The organism is Sanguibacter suarezii NBRC 16159 (assembly GCF_001552735.1).
GTDB lineage: Bacteria > Actinomycetota > Actinomycetes > Actinomycetales > Cellulomonadaceae > Sanguibacter > Sanguibacter suarezii.
In genome coordinates this window covers 57704-83995 of record NZ_BCRT01000016.1, presented here as the reverse complement: position 1 = coordinate 83995, position 26292 = coordinate 57704, and the positions used below count along the sequence as shown (strand labels likewise).

The window sequence follows — 26292 nt, the reverse complement described above, 5'->3', positions numbered from 1 at the left end:
CGTCGTCGTGCGTGCGGGAGGGCTACAGCCCCAGCGCGGCCGCCATGTCCGTGCTGACGTCGATGAGACGCTGGCGCGCCTCGTGCCGCACGGCGGTGAGGTCGTCGTAGCTGGCGTTCTTGTCCACGGGCAGCACCACCTCGAGGTAGCACTTGACCTTCGGCTCGGTCCCGCTGGGACGGACCACGACGCGGGTGCCGTCCTCGGTGAGCAGCCGCAGGCCGTCCGTGGGCGGCAGGCCGTCCACGCCGTCGGACAGGTCGATGAGCTCGACGACCGGGGAGCCACCCAGCAGCTCGGGCGTCGCGTTGCGCAGCCGCTGCATGGTGAGCGGGATCTGGGAGACGTCGGTGTACCGCGCCGCGAGCTGGTCGGTCAGGTGCAGACCGTGGGTGCGGGCCAGGTCGTCGAGGGCATCGATGAGCGTGCGGCCCTCAGCCTTGAGGCGGTCGGTCAGCCCGACGATGCGCAGCGCGGCGCTGATGCCGTCCTTGTCACGCACCTGAGCCGGGTCCACGCAGTAGCCCAAGGCCTCCTCGTAGCCGTAGGCCAGCCCGTCGACCCGGGCGATCCACTTGAACCCGGTGAGCGTGGAGACGTGGGTGAGGCCGTGGGTCTTCGCGATCTTGCCGAGCAGGCGTGAGGAGACGATCGAGCTCGCGAGCGTCGCGCCGCTGCGAGCGTGCTCGCTCGCGACGAGCTCACCGAGCAGGGCGCCCACCTCGTCACCGTGCAGCATCCGCCACCCGTCGGACACCGCGGTGTCCGTGCCGGTGTTGGGCTGACGCTCCAGGACCGTGCGCACGTCCTTGACGGCCACCGCACAGCGGTCTGCGTCGGGGTCGTTCGCGATGACCAGGTCCGCGCCGAGCGACTCGGCGTAGGCCAGGGCCAGGTCGATGGCCCCCGGCTCCTCCGGGTTGGGGAAGGCGACCGTGGGGAAGTCCGGGTCTGGCTCAGCCTGCTCAGGCACGAGGAAGACGTCGGAGTACCCGGCGGAGCGCAGCACACGCTCCAGGACCGCTCCGCCGACCCCGTGCAGGGGCGTGGCGACGATGCTCAGCCGGTGCGGGGCTCCGGTGTCGGCCAGGGCGCCGACGGCGGCCAGGTAGTCGTCGAGCAGCGCCGGTCCCGCCGTGCGCCATCCCTCGGTCGCGAGCGGGACGTCGGTGGCGACCGGCGCGGCGGCGATGTGCGCGGCGATCTCGGCGTCGTAGGGCGGGACGATCTGGGCGCCCCGGCCTGACTTCTCGACGGCCCGGCCGCCGAGGTACACCTTGTAGCCGTTGTCCGCGGGCGGGTTGTGGCTCGCGGTGACCATGACCCCCGCGTCGGCGTCGAGGTGACGCACGGCGAAGGCCAGCACCGGCGTGGGCAGCGCGTGGTCGAGGATCATGACGTCGAGCCCGGCCGCGGTGAAGACCGCGGCGGAATCGAGCGCGAAGGTGTGGGACAGGTGCCGCGCGTCGAAGCCGACGACGATGCGCGGCGGGTGCCCGCCGACGACGGTCTCACGCAGGTAGGCGGCGAGCCCGGCGGCCGCGCGGATCACGACCGCGCGGTTCATCCGGTTGGGACCGGCGGCCATCGTCCCGCGCAGCCCGGCGGTGCCGAACTGCAGCTGACCGGCGAAGCGGTCTTCGAGGTCGGCGCGGATCCCGTCGCGACGGTTGTCGTCGTCCGTGTCGCGCGCTTCCTGCAGCAGCCGGGTGAGCTCGTTGCGGGTGTACGGGTCAGGGTCGCCGGCGATCCACGCCTCGACCTCGGCTGCGAGCTCGGTGAACTCTTGAACGCTCATGTCACACCTTCTCCACGATCGCTGCCAGCAGCGCGGAGATGCGCGGTCCGGCGGCCTGGCCTGCTTCGATGACCTCGGCATGGGACAGCGGGACCGGGCTGATGCCGGCCGCGAGGTTCGTCACGAGGGAGATCCCGAGGACCTCCATGCCAGCCTGGCGGGCGGCGATGGCCTCCAGGGTGGTGGACATCCCGACGAGGTCCCCGCCCATGCGTCCGGCCATCCGGACCTCGGCCGGGGTCTCGTAGTGCGGGCCGGGGAACTGCACGTACACACCCTCGGGCAGCGCGGCGTCGACCTCGCGGGCGAGGGTGCGCAGACGGGTGGAGTAGAGGTCGGTGAGGTCGACGAAGGTCGCACCCTCGAGCGGTGAGGTGGCGGTGAGGTTGATGTGGTCGCTGATGAGGACCGGGGTGCCAGGAGACCAGTCGACGTTGAGGCCGCCGCAGCCGTTGGTGAGGATGACCGTGCGGGCGCCGGTGGCAGCCGCGGTGCGGATGCCGTGGACCACGGCGCGCACGCCCTTGCCCTCGTAGAGGTGCGTGCGCGATCCCAGGACCAGGGCGTGCTTGCCGGTGGCCGCGATGCGGATCGAGCGCAGCGTCCCCACGTGACCTTCGACGGCCGGCTTGGAGAAGCCGGGAACCTCGTCGCTGGGGATCTCCGCGACCGTCTCGCCGAGCAGGTCGGCCGCGCCTCCCCATCCGGAGCCCAGCACGAGCGCCACGTCGTGGGAGGCGACCCCGGTCGCGCGAGCGATGTGCTCCGCCGCGTCGCGGGCCAGGTCGAAGGGGTCTGCGTCGAGGGCCGGGGCCTGGGCAGCGGGGGTGGGGACAGAGGGCGTCGTCATGTATCTGAGGTTATCGGTGTTGGGCGGCTGCGACGACCGCGCGCGCGGGTCGCGTGCACTGGTCAGCGTGCCGGACCGGGTCGGAGAGAGCCCCGGCGAGTTGCTGAGATACTGAGGCACGTGACTCAGACACCGCCTGCTGCTCCCCGCCCGTCCTCCGACTCGTCCTCGACCGACCTGCAGGCGACTCGCATCGTCATCCTCGGAGGTGGCCCAGGCGGCTACGAGGCCGCGCTGGTCGCTCGCCGGCTCGGCGCCGACGTCACCATCGTCGAGCGCCAGGGGATGGGCGGCGCTGCCGTCCTGACCGACGTCGTCCCGTCCAAGACCCTCATCGCCACGGCCGAGTGGATGACCGTGGCAGAGACCGGTTCAGAGCTGGGGATCAAGGTGTCCGGCCTGTCCACCCCGCTGCGCCTGGACGTCGACCTGGCCGCGGTGAACTCCCGCGTCATGGCGCTCGCGGCCGCGCAGTCCGCGGACATCCGCGCCCGCCTCGAGCGGGAGAACGTCCGCATCGTGCTCGGGCACGGGCGTCTGGACGGGCCGTCGCGGGTGGTCGTGGACAGCCCCGTCGGCGCCGACGCCCCGCTCGTGCTCGACGCGGACGTCATCCTCGTCTCCACCGGGGCCACCCCGCGGATCCTGGACTCGGCTGTCCCCGACGGCGAGCGGATCTTCACCTGGACCCAGATCTACAACCTCACCGAGCTGCCCGAGAAGCTCATCGTCGTGGGCTCCGGGGTGACCGGCGCGGAGTTCGCCGGCGCGTACAACGCCCTGGGCTGCGAGGTCGTGCTGATCTCCAGCCGCGACCGGGTGCTCCCGGGGGAGGACGCCGACGCCGCGAACCTCATCGAAGAGGTGTTCCGCGGCCGCGGCATGACGGTCAGGTCCCGCTCACGGGCGGAGTCTGCCCGGGTCGTGGGCTCGGGGGCGGACGCCCGGGTCGAGGTCACCCTCTCGGACGGGTCGATCGTCGAGGGCTCCCACCTGCTCATGGCGGTCGGCTCGGTGCCGAGCACGGCGGGCATCGGCCTGGAGGAGGCCGGGGTGCGGCTGACGCCGTCCGGGCACATCGAGGTGGACAAGGTCTCGCGGACCAGCGCCCGCGGCGTCTACGCGGCCGGTGACTGCACAGGCGTCTTCCCGCTGGCGAGCGTGGCTGCCATGCAGGGCCGCGTGGCGATGTCCCACGCCCTCGGCGACGCCGTCGCACCGATCAAGCTGCGGACCGTCGCGGCCAACATCTTCACCGCCCCGGAGATCGCGACCGTGGGGTACTCGGAGAAGAAGCTCATCGCCCAGGGGTCGAAGTACCTCACCACGATCCTGCCGCTGAGCCGCAACCCGCGGGCGAAGATGCTGGGCATCCGGGACGGCTTCGTCAAGATGTTCTCCCACCCTGACGCGGGAGTGGTGCTCGGCGGGGTGGTCGTGGCCCCGCGGGCCAGCGAGCTGATCTTCCCGATCACCCTCGCCGTCGAGCACCGGCTCACCGCTGACGACGTGGCAGAGGCCTTCACCGTGTACCCGTCGCTGTCCGGCTCGATCGCCGAGGTCGCGCGGATGAGCCACCACGTCAGCGAGTGACGTGGCGGCGGCCGGTCACAGCAGCGTGACCGTGCCCACCGCCAGGCTCACGTAGGCCGTCGCGTCGCGCACGTCGACGTCGGTCACGGTGACCCCGGTCGCCTTGGCCGCGACGGCGTCCTGCACGTGCACGGCCACGATCGGCTCGTTGTCGCCCTTGCGGACCTCGATGAGCCCCTCGGGCAGGCCGCGCCGGCCCAGGGCCGAGGCGATGGGCCCGGTGAGCTGGTTGAGCAGCTTGTGCGCCGGGATCGCCCGGGCGTGCGCGGTCATCTCGAAGAGGGCCGCGCCCAAGGAGTACCCGGTGAAGGTCGCGGTCACGGTCACCGTCCCGATGGCCGAGGCGGCCACCCGCAGGGCGAGCGGGGCGTCCGGGATGACGCGCAGGTCGATGTCGAGCTGGAGCGAGGCACCGTCCGCGGTGATCGAGCGGACCACGGGCGGGAGCGGTTCCTTCGCTGTGGCCAGCGCGAGCGCTTCGTTCAGGGGCAGGGTGATCTCCATGACGGCTCCTAGGGTGTGGTGGCGGGATCGAGGGTGACGGTGGCCGCGAGCGGCAGGTGGTCGGACTGCTGGGTACTGAGGACCTCGACGTCGCTGAACGTCACGTTGGCGCCGAAGATCCAGTCGATGCGCTGGTAGGGCAGGAGGCTGGGGAAGGTCGGTGCGCCCGGAGCGCCGGCGGCGTCCTGGGCGCTCGTCAGCCCGGCCGAGGCCAGCATGTGGGGCTCGGGCCAGCCGGGCTCGGCGTTGAGGTCACCGGCCAGCAGGTACGCCCCTGTGACGGGTTGCGCGGTGAGCAGCACGTCGAGCTGGGCGATCCGGGTGGGGGTGTTCTCGGCGCGGTGCTGCAGGTGGACCGAGGTGATCCGGACCGGGACGGCCTCGGTGAGAGTTCCCGAGATGGCTGAGCGGCGCTGCGGACCCTCCCCGAAGGGCAGGCCGGTGCGCTCGACGTCGACGAGGTCACCGAGGGAGGCCTTCCACAGGATGGCGTTGCCGAACTGTCGGTCCGCGGCAGGCGCGAAGACGAACTCCATGTCCAGGTCCTGGGCCAGGTAGGTGGCCATGTCCGCGCCGCCGCCCATGATCCACCCGCGCGAGACCTCCTGGAAGGTCACGACCTCGGCGCCGGAGTCCCGGATGACCGCAGCCATCTGCGCGAGCTCGACCGAGGGCTCGGCGCTCACGCCGTAGTGCAGGTTCCAGCTGAGCATGCGGAACTCGCCCGCGAGGCGGTCGGTGGTGCCCGGCGACCCGGTGGGCACCACGAGGGTCATGCCGACGAGGGCGAGCAGGCAGGTGGCGACCAGCGCAGGGGCCTGAGCTGCCAGGGGGAGCGGGGTCGCGGTGAGGACCACCTCCCCGTCGAAGATCCGTGCCCGCATCCGTGCCCGCATCGACATCCCGGCGATGAGCACGGCCACAGCGACCGGGACAAGGGTGTGAGGGACGGGCAGCGGCACGGCGTAGTCGAGCTGGTAGACCAGCAGCGGGAGGATGAGGCCCAGCCCGGCGCACGTCGCCGCGCCGGCCAGCCGCGGCGCCCGCTGACGGTGGGTGGGGCGGGTGAGGGCCTGAGCCAGCGCGATCGTCGTCGACCCGGCGAGGACCACGATGCTCACTGCGACGAGGACCGTTGTGGCCCGCCCGGGGTCCTGTGGCCAGCCGGTCGTGAAGAAGACGCCGGCGCCGGCGCCGGCCGCGATCACGACGACGATCGCGTCGGTCCAGGCGGGCAGCCGGGCGGGGTTGGGCGCCGGCAGCGCGAGCAGCGTCGCGGTGCCCAGCGCAGCGACCAGGAGGACGACGCCGGACAGCCACAGCGGCAGCCCCGACTGGGAGGCGATGAAGGCGGGGTTGGCGAAGGTCATCACCGCCAGACCCAGGTACGGACCGAGCAGCCACAGCCCGCGCACCGCCGGGGCGGACGGCAGCGCGCGCAGCCGCCACGCCAGCACGAGGGCGACGACCAGCAGCGCGAGGGTGACCCCCCAGCCGAGCACCCCGGAGCGCCATCCGGCGTCCCAGGTGCGCAGCGTGAGGTTGATCGCGGCGGAGACGGCGAGCCCGCCGCCCACCCCGGCCGCCACCGCACGCCCGGAGATCCGGGCGACGGCCGCGGCGAGGACGACGACGCTCGCCACGGCGAGGGCGACGGTGGCCAGCACGACGCCGTACCGAGCCGTGCCGGTGAGCCCCTGAGTGGCGATCCGCCCGACGGTGAGCGCGCCGACCGTGAGCAGCACGACGCGCCCGTCGAGCGGACGCCGGGTGCACAAGGCCAGCACGAAGAGACCGGGGGCGGCGTAGGTGATCACGGCCGTCAGCGCGGCGGTGACCACGCCGGAGGTGAAGGCGGCGTCGATGAACGGGCCGCTCATCCGGACGAGCTCGGCTGCGACGGCGGTGACGACGACGAGGAGCGCGAGCAGCACCCGGTCCGGGGAACGGGCAGGCAGCTGCGGTGCGCGGGTGCCCGGGGTGTCGTCGGTCATAGGGCGACGCTACTCGCCTCCTGCCACGGCGTGCTCATCACAGCAGGTCAGACCGGGGAGAGGCGCTCCAGCAGCTGCGGCCAGGCCTGGGCGAAGGCGGGCAGCAGCGTCCGGTCGGTGACCTCATCGACCGAGACCCAGGCGATCTCCAGGCTCTCCGGGTCGGTGGGGCGCACGTCGATCGCGGTCCCAGGCAGCACGTCGGCGAGGATCGTGGTGTACCGCCACGGGCCGTGGTCGAGCACGTGCTCGCCGAGGATCCGCACGGCGCCGGGCGGGATGCCCGCCTCCTCGTGGGCCTCGCGCAGCGCGCCGTCCACCGGGGTCTCCCCGGGGGCGAGGGCCCCGCCGGGCACCCCCCACGTCCCCCCGAGGTGGCTCCACAGCGCACGGTGCTGCAGGACGACGTGCGAGGGCGCGCCGGTGGCGTCGCGGCGGGCGAGCAGCAGCCCGGCCGCGCCGAACTGGCCCCAGTGCCGGCTGCCGCAGGCGCAGTCCACCCACCCGTCACCGGGGTGGCGGATCGAGTGCGGCTCGCCAGCGGTCATCGGTTCTCCCGGTCCTCAGTCCACGATCTCGCAGATGACCGACCCTGAGGTGATGCCCGTGCCGACCGTCGCGGTCAGGCCGGTGACGGTGCCGTCGCGGTGGGCGAGCAGCGGCTGCTCCATCTTCATCGCCTCCAGGACGACGACGAGGTCTCCCTTGGCGACCTTCTCGCCGTCGGCCACGGCGACCTTGACGATCGTCCCCTGCATGGGCGAGCTCAGGGCGTTGCCGCTGCCGCCGGCCGGCTTGGCCGAGGACCGGCGGGCCGGGCGGCGGGTGGCGCCGGAGCGGGCGCGTCCGGCGAGGCCGGAGCCGATGCCCAGGCCGGCCGGGATGACGACCTCCAGGCGCTTGCCGCCGACCTCGACGACCACGCGCTCGGTGGCCGCCGGGGCGTCCTCCTCCTCGGGGGCGGAGGCGGGCGCGCCCAGGGCGGCGCACTCCTCGACGAACTCGGTCTCGATCCACCGGGTGTGCACGGAGAAGGGCTCGTCGGCGACGAAGGCGTCCGCCTCGAGCACCGCGCGGTGGAAGGGGGTGACGGTGGGGATGCCCACGACCTCGAGCTCGCGCAGCGCACGGCGGGCGCGCTGGATCGCCTCGGCGCGGGTGGCGCCGGTGACGATGACCTTGGCCAGCAGGGAGTCGAAGGCGCCGGAGATCGTGTCGCCCTCCACGACCCCGCTGTCCACGCGGACGCCGGGCCCGCTGGGCAGGCGCAGCCGGGTGATCTTGCCGGGGGCGGGCAGGAAGTTGGCGGACGGGTCCTCGCCGTTGATCCGGAACTCGAAGGAGTGCCCGCGGACCTCGACGCTGGAGTAGCCGAGCGGCTCGCCCGCGGCGATGCGCAGCTGCTCGCGCACGAGGTCGATCCCGGTGACCTCTTCGCTCACCGGGTGCTCGACCTGCAGGCGGGTGTTGACCTCGAGGAAGGACAGCGTGCCGTCCACCCCGATGAGGAACTCGCAGGTGCCGGCGCCGACGTAGCCGGCCTCGCGCAGGATCGCCTCGGAGGAGGCGTAGAGCTCGGCGCGCTGGGCGTCGGTGAGGAAGGGCGCGGGGGCCTCCTCGACGAGCTTCTGGTGGCGACGCTGCAGCGAGCAGTCACGGGTCGAGACGACCACGACCGTGCCGTGCTGGTCGGCCAGGCACTGGGTCTCCACGTGCCGCGGACGGTCGAGGTAGCGCTCGACGAAGCACTCGCCGCGACCGAAGGCAGCGGTGGCCTCACGGACGGCGGAGTCGAACATCTCGTCGATCTCGTCGGCGGTGCGGGCGACCTTGAGGCCGCGTCCGCCGCCACCGAAGGCTGCCTTGATCGCCACGGGCAGGCCGAACTCGGCGGCGAAGGCGTGCACCTCGCTCGCGTCGGCGACCGGGTCCGGGGTGCCAGGCACCAGGGGAGCGCCGGCGCGCAGGGCGATGTGCCGCGCGCTGACCTTGTCCCCGAGGGAGTCGATCGCCGAGGGCGGCGGACCGATCCACACCAGGCCGGCGTCGATGACGGCCCGGGCGAAGTCGGCGTTCTCGGCGAGGAAGCCGTAGCCGGGGTGCACGGCGTCGGCTCCCGAGCGGCGGGCGACGTCGAGCAGCTTGCCCATGTCGAGGTACGTCTCTGCAGCGCGGCTGCCGCCGAGGGCGTAGGCCTCGTCGCTGAGACGGACGTGGAGGGCTTCGCGGTCGGAGTCTGCGTACACGGCGACGGAGGCGATCGAGGCGTCGGCGCACGCGCGAGCGATGCGGACGGCGATCTCGCCGCGGTTGGCGATGAGGACCTTGGAGATGAGGGGCACGGCTCACCGTAACGCTTCGACGGGCCTCATTTCACGGTTGGCGCGCGTGGCGAGCCAAGATTGGGGAGACGGCCAACCGCCCTCTCGGGCGATTGTAGGGATCCTCCATGGCGCGCACCCGCAAATCGGGTGCGAGGGCGCTGTGGGGCGGGTCCCTTGGTGGAGTCGCACATCCGGGCGAGGTGTCAGGCGCTGCGCACCCACAGGTCGGTCCACGTCACACCGAGCTGGCCGAGCAGCTCGCGCAGCAGCGGCAGGGAGAGCCCGACGACGCTGTGGTGGTCGCCCTCGATGCGGTCGACGAAGGCGCCGCCCAGGCCGTCGATGGTGAAGGCGCCGGCGACGGCGAGCGGCTCGCCGGTGGCGACGTACGCCTCGATCTCGGCGTCGCTCACGTCGGCGAAGTGCACCACGGTGGCGCTGGACGCCCCGAGGGTGCCGCCGGTGCCACCGTCGGCCTCGGCGCGCAGGTCGACGACCCAGTGGCCGGTGTGCAGCACGCCGGCCCGGCCGCGCATCGACTGCCAGCGGGCCACGGCCTCCTCGGCGGTGGCGGGCTTGCCGAAGATCTCCCCGTCGAGCTCGAGCATGGAGTCGCAGCCGACGACGATGTCCCCGTCGATCGGGGCGGGCTCGGTCTCGGTGCCGGCGATCTCCGCCTCGGCCTCGACGAGCTGGGTCACGGCCTCGGCCTTGGCCTGAGCGAGCAGCAGGACCGCGTCGGCGGGCTCGAGCTCGCCGAAGCGCGCGCGGGCCGCGGCCAGGACCGCGTCCTCGTCGACGTCGGAGACGCGCACGACGGGCACGATGCCGGCGGCGATGAGGGTGGTGCGGCGGGCAGGGGACGCGGAGGCGAGGAGCAGGGTGGTCACGCGGACCAGCCTAGTGCGCCGCGGAGGTTGGACCTTCGTCCCAGCCTTCCGGTGCCACGATCGGGGAGAATCGTCGCACGTCCCCCACGATCACGCCGGGGCCTGCGCGCGACCCCCTCAGCGTGCGCAGGCCCCGGCGTCCACCTCAGGACAAGGCGTCCTTGAGCACGTCCAGGCCGACCGAGCCCAGGCTCAGGGCGCGGGCGTGGAAGGCGCGGATGTCGAAGTCCTCCCCGCGCCCGGTGGCCGCGGCCTTCGCGGCGTCGCGGGTCTGCTCCCACAGACGCTGACCGACCTTGTACGACGGTGCCTGCCCCGGCCAGCCGAGGTACCGGTTGAGCTCGAAGCGCACGAAGGGCTCGGGCATGTTGACGTTGGCGCGCAGGAAGTCCCAGGCCTTCGCCGAGTCCCACGTGCCCCCGCCCCAGGCCTGGGGCGCCGGCTTGCCCAGGTGCACCCCGATGTCGAGGACGACGCGCGCGGCCCGCATGCGCTGGGCGTCGAGCATGCCCAGCCGGTCGCCCGGGTCGTCGAGGAAGCCGAGGTCGGCCATGAGGCGCTCGGCGTAGAGGGCCCAGCCCTCCCCGTGCCCGGAGACCCAGCAGGCCAACCGGCGCCAGTCGTTGAGCGTGTCGCGCTCGTAGACCGCCTGACCGCACTGCAGGTGGTGGCCGGGCACTCCCTCGTGGAAGACGGTGGTCTTCTCGCGCCACGTGTTGAACTGGGTGACCTCCGGCGGCACGGACCACCACATGCGGCCCGGGCGGGAGAAGTCGTCGCTCGGCGGGGTGTAGTAGATCCCGCCGTTCTGCGTCGGGGCGATCATGCACTCCAGGTCGAGGACCGGGGCAGGGATGTCGAAGTGCACGCCGTCGAGGGCGCGGATCGCCTCGTCGGAGGTCTCCTGCATCCACGCGCGCAGCGCGGCGGTGCCGTGCAGCACCCGCGCGGGGTCGGCGTCGAGCAGGGCGACGGCCTCCTCGATGCTCGCGCCGCGTCCGGCCACCTGCTCGGCGACGGACTGCTGCTCGGCGACCACGCGGGCGAGCTCGTCCAGGCCCCACTCGTAGGTCTCGTCGAGGTCGACCGTCGCGCCGAGGAAGTAGCGGGAGGCGAGGGTGTAGCGCTCGCGCCCCACGGCGTCACGCGTGGGAGCCTGCGGGGCGAGCTCGTCCCGCAAGAACTGCTCCAGGCGACCGTAGGCCTCCCGGGCTGCCCGGGCCCCGAACTCCAGCTCCTTGCGGATCGCCGCGCAGGAGGCGGAGTCGTCGAGGGCGGCGTCCACGGCCGGGCCGGCGACGAAGGAGGTGAAGAAGGACTCGGCAGGGTCGGCCAGCTCGGCGGCCTGCTTGGCCCCCTCGCGCACCTGGAGTATCGCTGCGACCTGCCCGCGCGAGGCGGCGTAGCGCAGCGACTCGATGTACCCGTCGACGGACGTGCCCAGCGCGTTGAGGCGTGCGGCGATGTTCTCCCACTGCTCGGGGGTGTCCTGGGAGGAGATGTCGAAGACGTCGCGCATCTCCTGCAGCGGGCTCGCGATGACGTTGAGCATCGCGTGCTCCTCACCGGCGGCGTTGAGCTCGAGGTCGAGGCCGAGCCGTTCCCGCATGGCCGCCTGGGTGACGACGTCGACGTCGTCCACCGGGGTCAGGGCGTCGACGTCGGCCAGGACCGTGCGCACCAGCGATGCGCGGGCCTCGATGCCCGCGGGGGAGAAGTCGGTGACGAGGTGGTCATAGCCGGGAATACCCAACGATGTTGCCGCGAAGGGGTTGAGCTTCGCAGCGGACTGGACGAAAATATTGGCCAGCGCGTCGATCTCGGAGGGGGTGCGTGGCGGCACCTCGGGAGTGTTCGTCATGGTCAGCACGCTACTCCAGGAGCAGCTGGGGACGATGGTCCTGACCTCGCGGGTCGACCGCGAGAGACCATAGACCGGGAAGAATCCCGGGCACCACCGGCACCGTCTGAGGGGACAGCACCATGGCGCACGACACCGGAACGGCAGGGGACCGGCTCGCGACCGTCGAGTCCGCCGAGCCCGACGACTTCGACCTCATGAGCGACGAGGAGCTGGCGCAGGCCGCGCAGGCCATGACCGGCTTCCGTCACTCCACGCGGTGGATCTTCGGGACGATGCTGTTCTCGGCCACGCTGAGCCTGCTCGCCGCCTTCGTGCTCTCCTACGACGCGATCAAGCTCGCCGAGGACCCGTTGGCGGCGCTGAGCTGCAACGTCAACTCGGTCATCAGCTGCGGCACGGTCGGGCTGTCGTGGCAGGCGAGCCTCTTCGGCTTCCCCAACGCCTTCCTCGGGTTGATCACCGAACCGGTGGTCATCACGATCGCGGTGGCCGGGCTGGCCGGGGTGCGTTTCCCCCGCTGGTTCATGTTCACCGCTCAGGTCATCTACCTGCTCGGACTGATCTTCGCGGTGTGGCTGTTCAGCCAGTCGATGTGGGTCATCGGCGCGCTGTGCCCGTGGTGCCTGCTCATCACGATCTCGACGTCGCTGGTGTTCCTCACGCTGCTGCACTACAACGTCCGCGAGAACAACCTCTACCTCCCGGCGAAGGCACAGGCCCGGGTCCGCGGCTGGTTCCGCAACGACTACGACCTCTACGCCGGGATCGCCTGGGTCGCGTTCCTCTTCGTGCTGATCTTCATCGAGCACGGGTCGAAGCTCTTCAGCTGAGAGCGGGAGGCATCGGCCAGCAGGCATCGCTCAGCTGGCGTCGCTCAGCGCAGGCTCCAGCGCCAGGAGTCCCCACCCGTGGGCAGCGCCGCGGCAGGACGCGAGCGGCGCACCCACTGCCCGGTCTCCGGGACGTCGTCGGGCACATCTGCGCCCGACGACGCGACGGCGACCAGGCCGGCCACCAGCGCGGCGACCTCCAGGTCGTCGGGAGCACCACGGACCACGCGCATCTGCGCGGCCGCCGCGACGATCTCGGCGACCGGTCCGGTCTGCTCCGTGCTCATCTGATCAGTGCTCACCGTCGGAGTCCTCGTCGGAGTCGTCCTCGAAGAGGACCGGCGTACCGCGAGCCGCGCCCCACTCCGAGACCTGGAAGCCGGCCTCGGCGAGACGCTGGGTGATGGCCTCCCCGCCGGCGTCGATGAGGGAGATGACCGAGTCCATCGACTCGTCCGAGGGGCCCGCGGGAGGCCAGACGAAGAAGCCGAGGTGGAAGGTGTCCGGGGCGTTCTCGCCGGCGTCGTCGGAGTGCTCGTCGCCGGGCTCCTCCTCCCAGGCCAGGCTGGTGAGGTCGGCGTGCATGCCCAGACGCTCGTGGATGAGGTCGTAGAGGCGGGCGTTGAGACCCGAGACCCGCTCCTCGATCGCGAGGATGCGCGGGTCCTCGTCGGCCTCGTGCGCGCCGAACTCCGCGCGCACCCCGGCTGCTGACTCGATGTAGTCGTGCAGCGCGGCCGCGATCTCGTCGACCGCCGTGTGCAGCTCGCCGGCGTCGACGCCGGGCAGCGGCTCGGGGCCGTGGGCGGCGTGGTCGTGTCCGCCGTGACCGTGACCGTGGTCGTCGTGGCCGGAGCCCTCAGCGCCGCTCGCGGCCTCGTGGGACTGGTCGTCGCCGGTCGGGTCCTCGGAGGAGGTGGGGTCGAATGGGTTGCTCATAGTGGGATGTTCCCGTGCTTCTTCGGAGGAAGGGACGCGCGCTTGGTGCGCAGGGCACGCAGTGCGCGGATGATCTGGATCCGTGTGTCGTGAGGGGCGATGACCGCGTCGACGTAGCCACGTTCGGCTGCGTCCCACGGGTTGACGATCGCGTCCTCGTAGGCGTCGGTGAGCCGCTTGCGCTTGGCCTCGACGTCCTGCCCGGCGTCGGCGGCTGCCTTGAGCGCACCACGCTGGAGGATGTTCACCGCGCCACCGGCACCCATCACGGCGATCTGCGCCGTCGGCCAGGCGAGGTTGACGTCTGCGCCGAGCTGCTTGGAGCCCATGACGATGTACGCACCACCGTACGCCTTGCGCGTGATGAGGGTGACGAGCGGGACGGTGGCCTCGGCGTAGGCGTAGATGAGCTTGGCGCCGCGGCGGATGATGCCGTTCCACTCCTGGTCGGTGCCGGGCAGGAAGCCCGGCACGTCGACGAGGGTGACCACGGGGATGTTGAAGGCGTCGCAGGTCCGCACGAAGCGTGCGGCCTTCTCGGCGGCGTTGATGTCCAGCGTGCCGGCCATGGACATCGGCTGGTTGGCCACGATGCCCACGGAGTGGCCCTCGATGTGAGCGAAGCCGATGAGGATGTTGCGCGCGTAGAGCGGCTGGACCTCCAGGAACACGCCCTCGTCGACGATGTGCTCGATGACCGTGCGCATGTCGTAGGGCTGGGAGTCGGAGTCCGGCACCAGGGTGTCGAGCTCGAGGTCGGTGTCGGTGAGCTCGAGCTCGGCCGTCTCGGCGGCGAAGGTCGGCGCGTCCGAGAGGTTGTTCTGGGGCAGGTAGTCCAGGAGGTTGCGGACGTAGTCGATCGCGTCGTCCTCGTCAGCCCCCATGTAGTGGGCCACGCCGGAGCGCTCGTTGTGGGTGAGCGCCCCACCGAGCTCCTCGAAGCCGACGTCCTCGCCGGTCACCGCGCGGATGACGTCCGGGCCGGTGATGAACATGTTCGAGGTGCCGTCGGCCATGACGATGAAGTCGGTCAGCGCGGGGGAGTACACCGCGCCACCCGCGGACGGGCCGAGGATGAGGGAGATCTGGGGGATGACGCCCGAGGCGGCGACGTTGCGCCGGAAGATCTCCGCGAACTGGGTCAGGCCCGCCACACCCTCCTGGATGCGCGCGCCGCCACCGTCAGAGATGCCGATGAGCGGCACCCCGGTGCGCAGCGCGAGGTCCATGACCTTGGTGATCTTCTGCCCGTGGACCTCGCCGAGGCTGCCACCGAAGACCGTGAAGTCCTGGGAGTAGATGCACACCTGGCGCCCATCGACGGTGCCGTGCCCGACGACGACGCCGTCGCCGGCGAGCCGCTTCTTCTCGAGCCCGAAGTTCACCGAGCGGTGCTTGGCGAAGGCGTCCATCTCGACGAAGCTGCCCGGGTCGAGCAGCGCGTCGATGCGCTCGCGGGCCGTCTTCTTCTTGCGCGCGTGCTGCTTCTCGACGGCGGCGACCTCGGGGGTCGTCACCGCCTCGGTGTAGCGCAGCGCGAGGTCTGCGAGCTTGGCTGCGGTGCCAGCGGCCGGGTGGGAGGTTGCGTCAGTCACGCCCCGAGCCTAGTTGCTGAGGACGCATGAATCATGTGGGGCCCGCCGAGTGGTTCGCGCCGCGCTGTTGGGGGATTCCTACAACACGAGCCGCAGCCGGTGACGGCTGGACGGCGAGCGCTGGAGCAGGTCGCGGCGAGGCGACCCAGGGCATGATGGGGACATGCACACTCAGGACCCCGCGCCGCTCGACCGCCCGTCACTGGACCGCACGCTCCTGTCTGAGCTGCTGCTGGTCCCGCACGGCCCGCTCGCCACGCTGCGCGTGGTGGACGAGTCGGAGTCCACGAACTCCGAGCTGGCCGCCGCGGTGGCCAGCGACCCGCAGGCGTGGCCGGCGCCGGCGCTGCTGGTCGCCGAGCACCAGGTCGCCGGGCGAGGCCGGTCCGGTCGCGAATGGCAGACCCCGGACCGGGCGGCGCTGACGTGCTCCCTGCTCGTGCGTCCCCAGGTGCCGCAGGAGGCGCTGAGCTGGCTGCCGCTGCTGGCCGGGCTGGCCACGGTCACCGCGCTGCGCTCGACCCTCGGGCTGGACGCCCGGGTCAAGTGGCCCAACGACGTCCTGGTCCCCACCGACGAGCCGGCCATCGAGGGGTGGGGATCGCTGCGCAAGGTCGCGGGCATCCTCACCGAGCTGCTGCCCGACGGCGGTGTCATCGTGGGGATCGGGCTCAACGTCTCCCAGGCGCGTGAGGAGCTGCCGGTGCCCAGCGCCGTGTCGATCGCCCTCGCCGGAGGGGCGACGACGGACCGTGCAGTCATCCTCACCGCCCTCGCGGAGGCGTTCGTCGCGGTCCAGAAGCGGTGGACGGCGGCCGGCGGGGACGTGGTGGCGGCCGGTCTGGTGGAGGACATCATGGCCGTCTCGGCCACGATCGGCTCCCAGGTGCGGGCCGAGCTCACCGGCGGCGAGGTGCTCACCGGACGGGCGACCGGCTTCGCCGAGGACGGCGGCCTGGTGGTGGTCGACGCCGCGGGGCGGACCACCACGGTGCGTAGCGGTGATGTGTATCACCTTCGCCTAAACTGACGTCGTGTCTCACGAGCCCACCCCCGGTCCGCCGCCCCATCAGCCGAGCTCAGCCCTCGACGCCGACCGAGGTCGAGAGCTCGACGAGGCCCTGCTCGGCGGGGAGCGCTCGCTCACCCTCGACGAGCTGGCGGCCCAGACGAATCTGAGCCACGAGTTCTTGCGCTCCTACTGGCGGGCTCTGGGGCTGCCGGTCGTGGGACCGGACGAGCGCAGCTTCACCGCCGACGACGCCCAGGCCCTGCGCGACATCGCCGAGGTGGCCGGCACCGAGGAGCTCTCCAACCGGTCCCTGACCTCGCTCGTGCGGTCTGTGGGTCACACCACCGAGCGCCTGGCCCTGTGGCAGGCCGAAGCGCTCGTCGAGCACATGGCGCAGCGTCACCACCTGGACGACACCTCCGCCCGGCTGCTCTTCCTCGACCGGCTGCCGAGCCTGGCGCCGGTGCTCGAGGCGCAGATGGTGCACGCCTGGCGACGGCAGATCGCCGCACTGGCCGGGCGCTGGGCCGTGGAGTTCTCCGGGGCCCGGGCAGCCGACGAGCAGGGTGAGGGGGAGCTGCCGCTGCCGCGCGCGGTGGGCTTCGCGGACATCGTCTCCTTCACCACGCGCACCGCGAGCCTCATGTCCTCAGAGCTCTCGGACTTCGTCTCCGACTTCGAGGCCGGGGCGCGTGACGTCATCACGGCGGCCGGCGGCCGGGTCGTCAAGACCATCGGCGACGCGGTCCTGTTCATCGCCGACGACGTCGAGACCGGTGCGGAGGTGGCCCTCGGCCTGGCCATGGCCGGTCGTGACGGCCAGCTCGTCGACGTGCCCCCGGTCCGGGTGAGCCTGGTGTGGGGCAGGGTGCTCTCGCGGTTCGGTGACGTGTTCGGTCCCTCGGTCAACCTCGCCGCGCGGTTGACGGCCGAGGCGGACCCCGGCACGGTCCTGCTCGACCAGGCCACCGCGAAGCTGCTCGCCGGGAACGCGAAGTTCGCGCTGACCGGCAAGCCCGAGCGGGAGGTCCGCGGCCTCGGGGTGATCGCTCCCGTGCGGCTGCAGCGGGCGTTCACGCCGGAGGGCTGAGGGCTCAGACCGGCGCGATCGTCTCGGGGGAGTCCCCGCGGATCGGCGAGGCCACCTGGTGGAAGACGAGGCCCTCGGCGACGTCCGTGGCCGCGTCGACCATGTCCTGGACGAAGGCCGCGTCGCCGACGACGTGCGGGTCGATCCACGTGCCGATGAGCTCGTGCGGGAGGGTGACGGGCGTGCGGTCGTGGACCCGCGCCACGTCGCCGACCGCCTCGCGGGTGAGGATCGTCGTCGTCAGGTGCCAGCGTGCCGGGTCGCCCGGCGGGACGGCAGGGTCCGCCCACCAGGAGTACAGCCCCGCGAGGTAGAGCAGGTCCCCGGGCCGCTGGATGAACTGAGGGACCTTGGCACCCTCGACCGTCATCGTCTCGAAGTAACCGGCCGCCGGGATGATCGCGCGCTGTCGCTCGACCGGTCCGCGGAAGGAGGGCCGCTCGGTCACCGTCTCGCTGCGGGCGTTGAACATGGGCGCGGAGCTGCGCAGGGTCGTGGCCGAGGATGGCGTGAGCCACCACTGCGCGAGCGCGGCCCGGCGGGTCGTGGGCCCCTCGGGATCGGCCTTGTCCTGGAGGCTCTCCAGCAGGATCGGCACCGGGTCCGTCGGGCGGATGTTGTAGGACGGGGCCCAGCTGGAGATCCACTCGTCCGGATCCCGGCCCGTGGCGAGCACGAAGTCGGTGATCATCGCGTTGACCGCGTCGTTCATGGCAAATCGGCCGCACATACCGGCAATCGTAGGCTGCGGTGGGTCACCGTGGGTCACAGGGCGATGACGTGCGATATCACCCCCTCGAAGGCCGCGACGACGCCTCGTTCGACCTACGATGAGACAGTCGCGCAGCAATCATCATGTTGAGCGAGAACGTGCCGATGACAAAGATGTCAGCGTGATGATCATCACGTGCTGGTCGGCAGCTGCCAGAAGGAGCGGAGGGCGTAGGTGAAGAGCCCGCGGGACAGGTCGATGATCCTGGTCGCGACCATCAGCGCCGGTGCTGTGGTCCTGGCCGCCGGTCTCACCTCCGGTCATGCCTTCTCCAGCCTCGTGCGCGGGGCGGCTGTGGAGCCCGTGGCCGACATCGCCGCAGACACCCTGGAGCTTCCGATCGAGGTGGTCGAGGAGGCCGCGCCGGTGCTGCGCAGCGGCGTCGACCCGGCAGCCATACCCGTCCAGACGTCCGTGCCTCGGGTCGACGACCTGTCGGAGACGGTCGTGGAGCAGGTGAAGTCCGAGATGACGCGGTTGAGTGCACTGACTGACGGCGTCCCCGAACGGGTGCAGGCGCTGGCGGACCAGGTGACCGACGGCTCCGGGAAGATCGTCATCATCGTCTACTGGGACGAGGCGGACGAGGCAGGTCCGGCCTGGACGCACACGGCTGTCGCGAGCGGGACGACGGTGCGGGCACAGGCGCCCGAGACGGTCGTCGCCCACGTGGAGTCGTGGATCGCCGCGCAGGAGGAACCCAACCACTACGAGTTCATCCTCCAGGACTGATTGGACTGACTGGGCTGACCGGCCTGACCGCCGTGACCGTGCGGGTGTCGACATCCCCGGTCTGCGCGATCGAATCGTTATGATCGTGCAGTGAACGACCCCGCTCCGCGCTCCGACCCGTCCCCCCGCTACACCCCCACCATCAAGTACGTGCTCATGCTGGGCGCGCTCGCAGCGCTGCCCGCGATCACGACCGACATCTACCTGCCCTCGCTGCCCACCGTCGCCACCGACCTGGGCGCCAGCACCGCGGCAGCGCAGATGACGATGTCTGGCATGCTGCTCGGCGGCGCCGTCGGTCAGCTGGTCATCGGGCCCTTCTCGGACCGGTACGGACGGCGGCTGCCCTTGCTCATCGGCATCAGCCTGCACGTCATCACCTCGCTGCTGTGCTCGATCGCACCGTCCATCGAGACGCTCATCGCGTTGCGCGTCGTCCAGGGGTTCTTCAACGCCGCCGCCGCGGTCGTGGCCATCGCGGTCATCCGTGACCGTTTCACCGGCTCGGAGGCGGCGAGGCTGCTCTCGCGTCTCATGCTCGTGATCGGCGTCGCGCCGCTGTTCGCGCCGACCCTCGGGCAGGCGATCGCGGGACAGTGGCAGTGGCGCGCGGTGTTCTACGCGCTGGCGCTCATCGGGCTCGTGCTCGTGGCCATCGTCTGGCGGTTCATGCCCGAGACGCTGCCGGTGGACCGGCGCCGGGTGGCCGGGCCGCGGGGCGCCCTCACCGGCTACCTCGGTCTGCTGCGGGACCGCCACTTCCTCGCCCTCGCCGTGCTGCCAGGCCTCGGCATGGCCGTGATCATGAGCTACGTCGTCGGCTCACCCTTCGTGCTGCAGACCGAGTACGGGATGAGCGAGGGGCAGTTCGCGGTGATCTTCGCCCTCAACGGCGTGGCGTTGGTCCTGTCTGCCCAGCTCAACGCCTACCTCGTCCGCAAGGTCGCGCCGATCCGCATCCTGCGGGTGGCGATGATCCTCCAGCTGATCTTCGCCGTCATCCTCCTCGTGGTGATCCTCACCGGCGTCGGCGGGGTGGTCGGTGTGGTCGCCGCGCTCTGGCTCGTGCTGGGTATGCAGGGGATGATCCCCGCGAACGCGACGGTGCTGGCGCTGGGCCGGTACGGGCACATGGCCGGGACTGCCGCAGCGCTCATCGGCGCGATGCAGTCCGGGATCGCGGGAGTGGTCAGCCCCTTCGTCGGGCTGCTCGGCGGAACCGCTGTCGCGATGGCGACCGTGATCATCGCGGCGATCGCGATCGGCGTGACGATCCTCGCAGTGGCCACGCCGGCCTACCGGCGCGGCGGGTGGCTCGAGGCGTAGCCTGCTCCCGAGCCGCGACGCGGCGGCCGACGATGACCGAGAGGACGCATCATGGATGCCTCACGCGCGTCCGCGCTGCTGGAGCAGGGGGCTGCCCACTTCGGGCTCGACCCGTCGCGGGCCGTCCCGCTGGGCGGCATGACCGGGCAGGTCTTCGCCCTCGACGACGTCGTGCTGCGGGTGGGCTGGCCCGGAGTGCTCGACCTGGAAGCCCTCGCCGCCGCGGCTGGTGCTGCCGTCGTCCCCGTCCCCGCAGTGCTGGGACGGTATGACGGCGCCGAGGGCTCGGTCGTCCTGCTGCCACGTATCGATGCCCCGACCGCAGCCACGCTGACCGGCCTGGACACCGCCAGTGCCCGACGCCGCGGCGCGGCCTGTGGGCGTATGCAGCTCGCCCTGGGGGAGGTGCCCGCCCCGGCCGGGCTGCCCGTCCTCGGACCCGAGGGGGCTGGCGCGCGGCTGCTGCACCTCGATCTGCACCCGCTCAACGTGCTCGTGGCCGCGGACGGGGAGGTCGCTGCCGTGCTGGACTGGACGAACGCGGCCGCCGGTCCGCCGGAGTACGACCGAGCCCGCACGGCGAGCATCCTCCTGCTCGATCCCGTCGCGATCGCCCTGCGGGTCGACCCGACCTGGGTCGCCTTCGTGGACGGCTGGAGCGAGGCTGCGGCCCTGGACGACCTGCCGCCTGCGGCGACCGCCTGGGCCTGCCGCTACATGCTCGCCGACCTCGCGGGCCGGTACACCGAGCAGGAGCTCGGGCACGTCCAGGCCGCGTTGGGCGCCGCAGTGGACGCCGCTGGCGATTCAGACGGACGGTCTGTGGCTGGGGCTACTGCTCTCCCGTGAGCCGCTCGACCATGGCGACGGCGCTGGTCAGCAGGGCGACGGACTCGCCCTGGTTGATCCGGGCGAGCACCATCGCAGAGACGGACAGGGACGCGAGCACGCGGGCGTCGGCCTCGAGGTCCTCGGGGGTGCGGGTGGGGCCGGCGACGGCGAGGGCGCCACGCAGCGCCTGGGTCAGCTCGATCCGGTAGCCCTCGACGACGGCGCGCGCGCCGTCGTCGTGCGCGGCCAGGCCCGCTGTGGCGTTGACGAGCAGGCAGCCCTGGCGGGAGGAGCCCGGGGGGAGTGCCGCGACCGCGCGGGCGAGGGAGTCGAAGTACTCCATGAGTGCCGAGACCGCCTGGGACCGCCGGGCCGCCGGTGGAGCCTGCGCTGCGCTGGCGGCGTCGGGTGTGACGTCGGCGACGGCGACGAGCGCGGCCAGCCGGGGCCGGATGACGGTGTCCAGGTAGTCCTGGGCGGCGGCGTCGAAGAGCCCGCGCTTGCTGCCGAAGGCGTGGTAGAGGCTCGATCGGTTGAGGCCGGTGGCCTCCTCGAGGTCGGACAAGGACGTCGCCTCGTACCCGTGGTCCCAGAAGAGGTCGCGGGCAGCCTGGACCACGGCGGTCGTGTCGAAGGTCTGCTGGCGTCCCATGGAGCCTCCTGCATCAGGGGTCGTGTTGTCGGAGAGAGAGAACGCGACCTATAGTGAACTGAACGGTTCAATACTATCGCAGGGAGTCCCATGACTGACGCGACCAGCACCCAGGTCCAGCTCGCCAGCCGCCCCACAGGGTGGCCCACCGCCGACAACTTCTCGATCGTCCGCGTCGAGCTCGACGACCTCGCGCCCGGAGAGGTCCGCGTCGTCAACGACTTCATCTCCGTCGACCCGTACATGCGGGGCCGGATGAACGACGTCAAGTCCTACACCCCGCCCTACGTGCTGGGCGAGACCATGACCGGTGGCGCCGTGGGACGGGTCGTCGCCTCGGCCTCCGACGCGGTCACGGTCGGCGACACCGTCGTGCACCAGCTCGGCTGGCGCGACGTCGCCCAGGGCGACGCCGCTGGCTTCCGCGTCGTCCCGCAGATCCCCGGGGTGCCCAGCTCGGCCTACCTCGGCGTGCTCGGCATGACCGCGCTGACCGCCTACGTCGGCCTCCTCGAGATCGCCCACCTGCGTGAGGGCGACACCGTCTTCGTCTCCGGAGCGGCCGGCGCCGTCGGGTCCATGGTCGGGCAGATCGCCCGCCTCAAGGGCGCGTCCCGGGTCATCGGCTCGGCCGGCACCGCCGAGAAGGTGGCTCTGCTCACCGAGCGCTACGGCTTCGACGCGGCCTTCAACTACAAGGACGCCCCCGTCATGGACCAGCTCGCCCAGGCAGCACCGGACGGCATCGACGTGTACTTCGACAACGTCGGCGGCGACCACCTCGAGGCAGCGCTCGCGGCCTTCAACGACGGCGGCCGCGCGGCCCTGTGCGGAGCAATCTCGGAGTACAACGAGACCGGCCCGGCCGCCGGACCGCGGAACATGGCCAACATCGTCACCCGGGGGCTCATGCTCCAGGGCTTCACCGTGGGCAACTACACCCAGCACTTCCCGGCCTTCATGGCGGACATGACCGAGTGGCTGACCGCCGGCAAGGTCGTCTTCGACGAGACCGTCGTGGACGGCATCGAGAACTCCGTGGAGGCCTTCCTCGGCCTCATGCGCGGGGAGAACACCGGCAAGATGGTCGTGCGCACCACGCCGCAGGACTGACGCAGGTCACTGGGCCGGGAGCGCCTGCTCAGGAGAGTCACCGGCAGGCGCGCCCCGGCCCTCGCTGCGCGCTCGGTCCGCGAGCGGAACAGCGCGACCGTCGCCACCCCACCGGCCAGGAAGATCAGGGCTGAGGCGGTGTAGGCGGTCGCGTAGCTGTGCAGCGCGGCGTCGGCCATGACGGCTGGCGTCGCGGGGGCGTTGTCCAGGGCGAAGCGCGTCGCCGCTGTGGCGGCCAGGGTGTTGAGCACCGCGGTGCCGACGGCGCCGCCGATCTGCTGGCTCGTCGAGACCATCGCCGACGCCGCGCCCGCGTGCCCGCCGGGCACCCCGAGCGTGGCGATCTGGAAGGACGCCGGCATGATCGAGCCCATCGCCACACCGAGGAGGATGAGCCCGGGCAGCACGTGCACGTAGGTGCTGTCGAGCTGCAGGGTGGTCAGGTAGAGCATCGCCGCCGCGCCGAGCACCATGCCGCTGGGCACGAGGATCCGTGGCCCTGCGAGCGGCAGCACGATGTTGCTCATGATCTGGGCGGTGATGATGATCGAGACGACCATCGGCAGGAAGGCCGTGCCGGTCTGCATCGGGGTGAACCCCAGCGTCGTCTGCAGGTAGTACGTGAGGAAGAGGAAGACCCCGAACATCCCTGACCCGGCCACGAGGATCGCCACGAAGGACGCCCCGCGGTCCCGGTCGACGACGATGCTCAGCGGCAGGACCGGGTTGATCGCCATCCGCTGCCGCACGACGAAGCCGACGAGCAGCAGCACGCTCAGCGCGAGCGGCACCCAGGTGAGCGGGGAGTCCCACCCCTGCGGCTCCGCCTGGGAGAAGCCGAAGACGAGGGCGAACAACCCCGCCGAGCCGAGCAGCACCCCCGGCAGGTCGAGGGTCTGACGGCCGGTGTGGCCACCGCGCCCCAGCAGCCAGAGCCCGGCGGCGACGGCGATCGCGGCGATGAGGACGTTGACGTAGAGGTTCCAGCGCCAGCTGAAGTTCTCCGTCAGGTACCCCCCGAGCAGCAGCCCGATCGCGCCGCCCATGCCCGCGATCGCACCGAAGACCCCGAAGGCGCGGCCGCGTTCCGTGGAGTCGACGAAGGTCGTGGTGAGCACGGCCAGCGCGGCCGGAGCCAGCGCGGCGCCGAAGACGCCTTGGAGGGCGCGCGCCCCGACGAGCATCGCAAAGGTCTGCGCGGCGCCCCCGAGGGCGGAGGCCGCCGCGAAACCGACGAGGCCGATGAGGAACATCCGCCGTCGCCCGACCATGTCCGAGAGCCGGCCGCCGAGCAGCAGCAGGCTGCCGAAGGCCAGGGAGTACGCCGTGACGACCCACTGCCGGTTGTTGTCGTCGAACCCGAGGTCGGCCTGCGCCGAGGGCAGCGCGATGTTCACGATCGTGGCGTCCAGCACCACCATGAGCTGGGCGAGCGCGACGGTGGCGAGCACGAGCCAGCGCCGAGGGCTCTGCCCGGGCGCAGTGGGGGAGGCCGGTACGGACATCGAGCCTCCCGAGGGACGAGGCGGTGGGATCCCAACGCCTGGACCGAAGCGCTGGGCACCTTTGAGCGTATGCCTGAACCGCGTCGTGAGCGCTGGGGGAGCGTCCTCTGCTGACGGCAGATCCGCCGTCAGACGCGCGGCCCTCCCCGCTGTGCCTGGCAGGCGGATGGTGGAGAGGTACCGCACCCTCTGGAGGAATCATGACCATGACAACCACCGTCCGACCCCACCTCCCCGGCGCACGAGCCGACGCCCCGGACGTCCCGCCGGCCGCCACAGCTGCCGCCACAGACCGCCTCGCGGCAGGCCTCATGCACCAGCGCGTCGTGCTCATCGATCACGAGGTCGACGATGCGCTCGCCGGGCGCGTGTGCAGCCAGCTGCTGCTGCTCGCCGTCGAGGATCCCGACACCGACATCACCGTGCTCATCAACTCACCGGGCGGGTCCGTCTCGGCCGGCCTGGCCATGTACGACACCCTGCGTCTGGTCCCGTGCGACGTCCGCACCGTCGCGATGGGCCTCGCGGCGAGCATGGGCCAGTTCCTGCTCGCCGCCGGGACGCCCGGGAAGCGGTTCGCGCTGCCGCACGCTCGGGTGCTCATGCACCAGGGGTCCGCAGGGATCGGGGGCAGCGCCGTCGACATCGCGATCCAGGCGGAGAACCTCGAGCACACCAAGAAGGTGCTGCTCACCCTCATCTCCGAGCACACCGGTCAGCCCTATGACCGAGTCGTGGCCGACTCTGACCGGGACCGCTGGTTCACCGCCGAGCAGGCACGCGACTACGGCTTCGTCGACGAGATCGCCACGAGCCTGACGGACATCCTCCCGGTGATGGCCCGCAGCAGCGTGGGTCTGGGCGGTGTGCGATGAGCGGGCAGTACACGATCCCCAGCGTCATCGAGCGGACGGTCACCGGGGAGCGGGCCGCCGACGTCTACAGCCGGCTGCTCTCGGACCGCATCGTCTTCCTGGGGACCGAGATCGACGACGGCGTCGCCAACGTGATCATCGCCCAGCTGCTGCACCTGGAGTCGACCAGCCCGGACCAGGGCATCAACCTCTACATCAACTCACCCGGCGGCTCGATCACCGCGACCCTCGCGATCTACGACACGATGCAGTTCCTGCGGGCACCGGTCGGGACGGTCTGCGTGGGGCAGGCAGCCTCGACCGCCGCTCTGCTGCTCGCCGCCGGTGAGCCCGGCCGGCGCGGGGTGCTGCCGCACGCGCGGGTGCTGCTGCACCCGCCGACGGCCGGGAGCCAAGGGACCCTGCCGGACCTGGAGATCCAGGCCAAGGAGATCCAACGGATGCGGCTGGAGGTGGACGACCTGCTCGCCCTGCACACCGGTCAGGACACCGGTCGCCTGCGCGAGGACACCGTCCGCGACCGGATCTTCACCAGTGCGCAGGCTGTGGACTACGGCTTGGCGGACGAGGTCGTCGTCAGCCGGAAGGTGCGTACGCTCACGCGGTGAGCGCGTGCTCAGGCGGCCAGCAGCACGGGCGACGTCGACGACGACCGGGTTGCCGGCGTCGCGGCCAGGGTGCGGCTCACGCGGGTGGTGAGCTCGAGGAGATCGAGGCCGAGGGCACCTGACACGGCGTGCAGCACCTCCGAGGAGGGTTCCTTGCGGCCACGCTCGACCTCAGAGAGGTACTGCGTGGACACTCCGGCGCGGTCGGCGACGTCGGACTGCGTGCGGGACTGGCGCAGCCGCTCCTGGCGCAGCTCATGACCGGCAACCTCGCGCCAGAGGAGGGCGCGTCCGGGGCAGCTGCGGTGCTCTTCCGGGACAGGTCGCTGGTGTGTGTGGTCCAGGGCTGCGGGGTCCAGGGCCGCGGGGTCCGTCGCCGCGCGGGCCGAACTGTCCTCGGCGACGGGACGATCCGAGGGTTGCGGCACGTCGTCGCCGTGCCAGCTCCCGGGGAATGCGATGACGTCGCCCATCGAGGTCTCCTCGGCGTCGTGGTGGGGCCTGCGGCCGGCGCGGTGCGCGTCCCGTCAGCCTAGCCACGCAGCAGCGCTGGTGGCGCGGGGTGGCGGAACGGTTCGCTGTCCGCGTATCGACG

The 26292-nt window shown here is 71.8% G+C and carries 24 protein-coding genes and 1 pseudogene; 10 read left to right on the top strand and 15 right to left on the bottom strand.

Annotated elements, in window-relative coordinates:
- Nucleotides 1–22: 22 nt before the first annotated feature.
- Nucleotides 23–1798 carry a phospho-sugar mutase gene (locus tag SS2_RS11065; protein ID WP_066464007.1) on the bottom strand — a complete coding sequence of 592 codons (1776 nt, stop codon included), beginning with the start codon at nt 1796–1798 and terminating at the stop codon, nt 23–25.
- A gap of 1 nt (nt 1799) precedes the next feature.
- Nucleotides 1800–2648: a purine-nucleoside phosphorylase gene (locus SS2_RS11060; protein WP_066464006.1), complete on the bottom strand. Its 849-nt coding sequence runs from the start codon at nt 2646–2648 to the stop codon at nt 1800–1802.
- 120 nt (nt 2649–2768) lie between these two features.
- Between SS2_RS11060 and SS2_RS11055 the strand changes: the two genes are divergently transcribed.
- Nucleotides 2769–4241, top strand: a complete 1473-nt coding sequence (locus tag SS2_RS11055) for an NAD(P)H-quinone dehydrogenase (RefSeq protein ID WP_083942144.1) — start codon at nt 2769–2771, stop codon at nt 4239–4241.
- 15 nt (nt 4242–4256) lie between these two features.
- Here SS2_RS11055 and SS2_RS11050 read toward each other — a convergent pair whose 3' ends face one another.
- From SS2_RS11050 to SS2_RS11025, 6 genes are all read right to left on the bottom strand, one after another.
- Nucleotides 4257–4745, bottom strand: a complete 489-nt coding sequence (locus tag SS2_RS11050) for a hypothetical protein (RefSeq protein ID WP_066464002.1) — start codon at nt 4743–4745, stop codon at nt 4257–4259.
- Nucleotides 4746–4753: 8 nt separating this feature from the next.
- Nucleotides 4754–6739, bottom strand: a complete 1986-nt coding sequence (locus tag SS2_RS11045; RefSeq protein WP_066464000.1) for an endonuclease/exonuclease/phosphatase family protein — start codon at nt 6737–6739, stop codon at nt 4754–4756.
- Between the two features lie 47 nt (nt 6740–6786).
- Entirely contained in the window at nt 6787–7287 is a 501-nt protein-coding gene (locus tag SS2_RS11040; protein ID WP_066463998.1) for an NUDIX hydrolase, read from the bottom strand.
- Between the two features lie 15 nt (nt 7288–7302).
- The gene (locus SS2_RS11035) at nt 7303–9081 is read right to left on the bottom strand and encodes an ATP-binding protein (protein ID WP_066463997.1); all 1779 of its coding nucleotides are present in this window, start codon (nt 9079–9081) and stop codon (nt 7303–7305) included.
- 185 nt (nt 9082–9266) lie between these two features.
- Complete coding sequence (locus tag SS2_RS11030) at nt 9267–9953, bottom strand: Maf family protein (RefSeq protein WP_066463996.1); 687 nt, start codon at nt 9951–9953, stop codon at nt 9267–9269.
- A 145-nt stretch (nt 9954–10098) separates the two neighbouring features.
- Nucleotides 10099–11814 (bottom strand): DUF885 domain-containing protein, encoded by a 1716-nt coding sequence (locus tag SS2_RS11025; RefSeq protein WP_066463994.1) that lies wholly within the window; start codon nt 11812–11814, stop codon nt 10099–10101.
- A 122-nt stretch (nt 11815–11936) separates the two neighbouring features.
- On the opposite strand from SS2_RS11025, the gene SS2_RS11020 reads away from it, so the two are divergent.
- Nucleotides 11937–12647 carry a vitamin K epoxide reductase family protein gene (locus SS2_RS11020; protein ID WP_083942143.1) on the top strand — a complete coding sequence of 237 codons (711 nt, stop codon included), beginning with the start codon at nt 11937–11939 and terminating at the stop codon, nt 12645–12647.
- A 44-nt stretch (nt 12648–12691) separates the two neighbouring features.
- Here the strand turns inward: SS2_RS11020 and SS2_RS11015 are convergent, their stop codons facing one another.
- From SS2_RS11015 to SS2_RS11005, 3 genes are read right to left on the bottom strand one after another with little or no spacing between them, the layout of a single operon-like run.
- Nucleotides 12692–12949 carry an acyl-CoA carboxylase subunit epsilon gene (locus tag SS2_RS11015; RefSeq protein WP_245643527.1) on the bottom strand — a complete coding sequence of 86 codons (258 nt, stop codon included), beginning with the start codon at nt 12947–12949 and terminating at the stop codon, nt 12692–12694.
- Nucleotides 12939–13586, bottom strand: coding sequence for a hypothetical protein (locus tag SS2_RS11010; protein WP_083942142.1), 648 nt, complete (start codon nt 13584–13586; stop codon nt 12939–12941). The genes SS2_RS11015 and SS2_RS11010 overlap by 11 nt, the downstream gene beginning before the upstream one ends.
- Complete coding sequence (locus SS2_RS11005; RefSeq protein ID WP_066463991.1) at nt 13583–15181, bottom strand: acyl-CoA carboxylase subunit beta; 1599 nt, start codon at nt 15179–15181, stop codon at nt 13583–13585. Before SS2_RS11005 ends, SS2_RS11010 begins: the two co-directional genes overlap by 4 nt.
- Nucleotides 15182–15344: 163 nt before the next feature.
- Between SS2_RS11005 and SS2_RS11000 the strand changes: the two genes are divergently transcribed.
- Both SS2_RS11000 and SS2_RS10995 read left to right on the top strand, forming a co-directional pair.
- Nucleotides 15345–16211 carry a biotin--[acetyl-CoA-carboxylase] ligase gene (locus tag SS2_RS11000; RefSeq protein WP_066463990.1) on the top strand — a complete coding sequence of 289 codons (867 nt, stop codon included), beginning with the start codon at nt 15345–15347 and terminating at the stop codon, nt 16209–16211.
- 4 nt (nt 16212–16215) lie between these two features.
- A complete protein-coding gene (locus tag SS2_RS10995) occupies nt 16216–17283 on the top strand; it encodes an adenylate/guanylate cyclase domain-containing protein (RefSeq protein ID WP_066463989.1) in 1068 nt (355 codons plus the stop codon).
- A gap of 4 nt (nt 17284–17287) precedes the next feature.
- Here the strand turns inward: SS2_RS10995 and SS2_RS10990 are convergent, their stop codons facing one another.
- Nucleotides 17288–18013 carry an SOS response-associated peptidase gene (locus tag SS2_RS10990; protein ID WP_083942141.1) on the bottom strand — a complete coding sequence of 242 codons (726 nt, stop codon included), beginning with the start codon at nt 18011–18013 and terminating at the stop codon, nt 17288–17290.
- A gap of 216 nt (nt 18014–18229) precedes the next feature.
- Here SS2_RS10990 and SS2_RS10985 point away from each other — a divergent pair, with 216 nt between their 5' ends.
- From SS2_RS10985 to SS2_RS17765, 3 genes are all read left to right on the top strand, one after another.
- Complete coding sequence (locus SS2_RS10985; protein WP_157607307.1) at nt 18230–18787, top strand: hypothetical protein; 558 nt, start codon at nt 18230–18232, stop codon at nt 18785–18787.
- Between the two features lie 90 nt (nt 18788–18877).
- Nucleotides 18878–20113: a multidrug effflux MFS transporter gene (locus tag SS2_RS10980; RefSeq protein WP_066463985.1), complete on the top strand. Its 1236-nt coding sequence runs from the start codon at nt 18878–18880 to the stop codon at nt 20111–20113.
- A 51-nt stretch (nt 20114–20164) separates the two neighbouring features.
- The gene (locus tag SS2_RS17765) at nt 20165–20962 is read left to right on the top strand and encodes a phosphotransferase (protein WP_066463983.1); all 798 of its coding nucleotides are present in this window, start codon (nt 20165–20167) and stop codon (nt 20960–20962) included.
- On the opposite strand, the gene SS2_RS18145 is transcribed toward SS2_RS17765, so the two are convergent.
- Nucleotides 20946–21596, bottom strand: a complete 651-nt coding sequence (locus SS2_RS18145) for a TetR/AcrR family transcriptional regulator (RefSeq protein WP_066463981.1) — start codon at nt 21594–21596, stop codon at nt 20946–20948. The two genes, SS2_RS17765 and SS2_RS18145, sit on opposite strands and share 17 nt — an antisense overlap.
- A gap of 90 nt (nt 21597–21686) precedes the next feature.
- Here SS2_RS18145 and SS2_RS17020 point away from each other — a divergent pair, with 90 nt between their 5' ends.
- Entirely contained in the window at nt 21687–22709 is a 1023-nt protein-coding gene (locus tag SS2_RS17020) for an NADP-dependent oxidoreductase (protein WP_083942139.1), read from the top strand.
- Nucleotides 22710–22948: 239 nt separating this feature from the next.
- On the opposite strand, the pseudogene SS2_RS10960 reads toward SS2_RS17020, so the two are convergent.
- A pseudogene (locus SS2_RS10960) lies at nt 22949–24214 on the bottom strand (DHA2 family efflux MFS transporter permease subunit); the annotation flags it as partial.
- Nucleotides 24215–24420: 206 nt separating this feature from the next.
- Here SS2_RS10960 and SS2_RS10955 point away from each other — a divergent pair.
- Together SS2_RS10955 and SS2_RS10950 are read left to right on the top strand one after the other, a co-directional pair.
- Nucleotides 24421–25089 (top strand): ClpP family protease, encoded by a 669-nt coding sequence (locus tag SS2_RS10955; protein WP_157607306.1) that lies wholly within the window; start codon nt 24421–24423, stop codon nt 25087–25089.
- Nucleotides 25086–25697, top strand: coding sequence for a ClpP family protease (locus tag SS2_RS10950; RefSeq protein ID WP_066463977.1), 612 nt, complete (start codon nt 25086–25088; stop codon nt 25695–25697). Before SS2_RS10955 ends, SS2_RS10950 begins: the two co-directional genes overlap by 4 nt.
- An 8-nt stretch (nt 25698–25705) precedes the next feature.
- Here SS2_RS10950 and SS2_RS10945 read toward each other — a convergent pair whose 3' ends face one another.
- Nucleotides 25706–26170, bottom strand: a complete 465-nt coding sequence (locus tag SS2_RS10945; protein WP_083942138.1) for a helix-turn-helix domain-containing protein — start codon at nt 26168–26170, stop codon at nt 25706–25708.
- Nucleotides 26171–26292: the final 122 nt, after the last annotated feature.